General features: G+C 75.7%; 3 protein-coding genes. 2 read left to right on the top strand and 1 reads right to left on the bottom strand.

Translation table 11 applies throughout. The features are described from left to right. The coding region (locus tag AA75_RS36885) for a UTRA domain-containing protein (RefSeq protein ID WP_158515628.1) at positions 1 to 278 on the top strand (278 nt) is incomplete at its 5' end. Between the two features lie 191 nt (positions 279 to 469). Here AA75_RS36885 and AA75_RS36880 read toward each other — a convergent pair. Then, positions 470 to 727 (bottom strand): mycoredoxin, encoded by a 258-nt coding sequence (locus AA75_RS36880; protein WP_033824794.1) that lies wholly within the window; start codon positions 725 to 727, stop codon positions 470 to 472. A gap of 223 nt (positions 728 to 950) precedes the next feature. Here AA75_RS36880 and AA75_RS36875 point away from each other — a divergent pair. After that, positions 951 to 2,715, top strand: a 1,765-nt coding sequence (locus AA75_RS36875) for an ATP-dependent helicase (protein ID WP_082527105.1), incomplete at its 3' end; no start/stop codon positions are given.

Here is a 2,715-nt window from a genome sequence, read left to right as displayed (position 1 = left end):
GGGGGCCGGAGCCGGTGCCCGGCGGGGACGAGACGGCGCTCGCCGCCATCGACCGCACCGAGACCGGCGGGGTGGACCACCTGGTGGCCCGGATGCCCGGGCCCGCCGAGGCGGCCTGGTTCGAGATCGGCCCAGGGGTGCCGCTGCTGGTGCAGACCCGGGTCAGTTCGGACCGGCGCGGCCCGGTCCGGGTGATCGAGACCCGCTACGCGGCGGACCGCTGCCGCCTGCTGTACGGCCTCGGCGAGGCGGCCGGCCGGCCGCCGGTTCCGCGCTGACCCGCCGACGCCCCGCACCCGCCGACGCCCCGGGTCCGCCGACGCCCCGCACCCGCCGACGCCTGAACCCGCCGCCGGGCTGGCCGTCGAGCCGCCGCGGCCCCGCACCCCGCCGACGGCGGGCCGGTGCGGGGCCGCGGGATCCCGCCCGGGATGCCGGGATTGCCGGCCGCCGGGCGGCGCGGTGGGGCTCAGCCGGCCAGCGCGGCCTGGACCTGACGCAGGCTCGGGTTGGTCATCACGACCTGGTCGCCACCGCCGGCCGGCACCACCAGCACGGTCGGGACCACCTGGTTGCCGCCGTTCACCGACTCGACGAAGGTCGCCGAGTCCGGGTCCTCCTCGATGTTGATGACGGTGTAGCCGATGCCCTCGCGGTCCAGCTGGCTCTTGAGGCGGTTGCAGTAGCCGCACCAGGTCGTGCTGTACATCGTGACGCTGCCGGACATGGCTGGAGCTCCCTCGGGTCGGGTGGGCGTACGGTCGCCGGATTGAACGCGCGGCGCGCTCCGGCCATTCCACGGCCGCCCCGGCGTGTGATTCCGCGCACGCGCCGGGGGCCGTGGTGATGGTCTGACCATTGCGGTCGAGCTGTGGACAATCCCGGGCAGACTGTCGGCAGAGCCTGTCAGGATGTCGGGACCCGTCGGCCGGGCCCGCCGGGCTGAGAGGATGGACCGCATGCAGGAAGAGCTCTTGGGTGACCTCGGCCGGTACGACGCCTACGGCCCCGGCGGCGCGACGCCGCCCGGCGCCGACGCCGTGCTGGCCGGTCTCGACCCCGAGCAGCGCGCGGTCGCCACCGCCCTGCACGGGCCCGTCTGCGTGCTCGCCGGCGCCGGGACCGGCAAGACCAGGGCCATCACCCACCGGATCGCCTACGGCGTGCGCAGCGGCATCTACCAGCCCCAGCAGGTGCTCGCGGTGACCTTCACCGCGCGCGCGGCCGGCGAGATGCGCGGCCGGCTCCGTCAGCTCGGTGCCGAGGGCGTCCAGGCCCGCACCTTCCACTCGGCCGCCCTGCGCCAGCTCCAGTACTTCTGGCCGCGCGCGGTCGGCGGCGAGGTGCCCCGGCTGCTGGAGCGCAAGGTCCAGCTGGTCGCCGAGGCGGCCGGCCGCAGCGGCCTGCGGGTCCAGCGCACCGAGCTGCGCGACCTCACCGCCGAGATCGAGTGGGCCAAGGTCACCCAGATCGTGCCGGACGACTACCCGGCCGCCGTGCTCAAGACCGGGCGCGACGCCCCGCGCGACCCGGCCGAGATCGCCCGGGTCTACGCAACCTACGAGCAGACCAAGCGCGACCGCGGCGTGATCGACTTCGAGGACGTGCTGCTGCTCACCGCCGCGATCCTGGAGGACCGGCCGGAGATCGGCGAGCGGGTCCGCGCCCAGTACCGGCACTTCACCGTCGACGAGTACCAGGACGTCTCGCCGCTCCAGCAGCGGCTGCTCGACCAGTGGACCGGCGGCGGCGCCAGCCTGTGCGTGGTCGGCGACGCCAGCCAGACCATCTACTCCTTCACCGGCGCGACCCCCGACTTCCTGCTGAACTTCCGCCACCGCCACCCCGAGGCGACCGTGGTCAAGCTGGTCCGGGACTACCGCTCCACCCCGCAGGTGGTCCACCTCGCCAACGGGCTGCTCTCGCAGGCCCGCGGCCAGGCCGCCCAGCACCGGCTGGAGCTGGTCTCCCAGCGCGAGGCCGGCCCCGAGCCGGTCTACGCCGAGTACGCCGACGAGCCGACCGAGGCCGAGACCACCGCGCAGCGGGTCAGGGAGCTGATGGCGCAGGGCGTGCGGGCCAGCGAGATCGCGGTGCTGTTCCGGACCAACGGCCAGTCCGAGGTCTACGAGCAGGCCCTCGCCGATCTGGGCATCTCGTACCAGCTCAAGGGCGCCGAGCGGTTCTTCGAGCGGCCCGAGGTGCGGGAGGCCGGGGTGCTGCTCAAGGGCGCCGCCCGGGCCGCCGACGACCCGCTCACGGCGGACGCCCCCGACCTCGCCGCGCAGGTGCGCGCGGTGCTCGCCACCCGGGGCTTCGGCGCCAACCCGCCGGCCGGCTCCGGCGCGGTGCGCGAGCGCTGGGAGTCGCTGGCCGCGCTGGTGCGGCTGGCCGAGGAGTTCGAGGCGGGCCGCCGGGCGTCCGGTGAGCGGGCCGACCTGGCGGCGTACGTGGCGGAGCTGGACGCCCGCGCGGCCGCCCAGCACGCCCCCGCCGTCGAGGGCGTCACGCTGGCCTCGCTGCACGCCGCCAAGGGTCTGGAGTGGGACGCGGTGTTCCTGGTCGGCCTGACCGAGGGCACCCTGCCGATCATCTACGCCAAGACCGACGAGCAGGTCGAGGAGGAGCGCCGGCTGCTGTACGTCGGCGTCACCCGCGCCCGCGCCCACCTGTCGCTCTCCTGGGCGCTCTCGCGCTCCCCCGGGGGGCGCGCGA

This window comes from Kitasatospora sp. MBT63, from assembly GCF_000710465.2.
GTDB lineage: Bacteria > Actinomycetota > Actinomycetes > Streptomycetales > Streptomycetaceae > Kitasatospora.
This window is presented reverse-complemented; position numbering and strand designations above follow the sequence as displayed.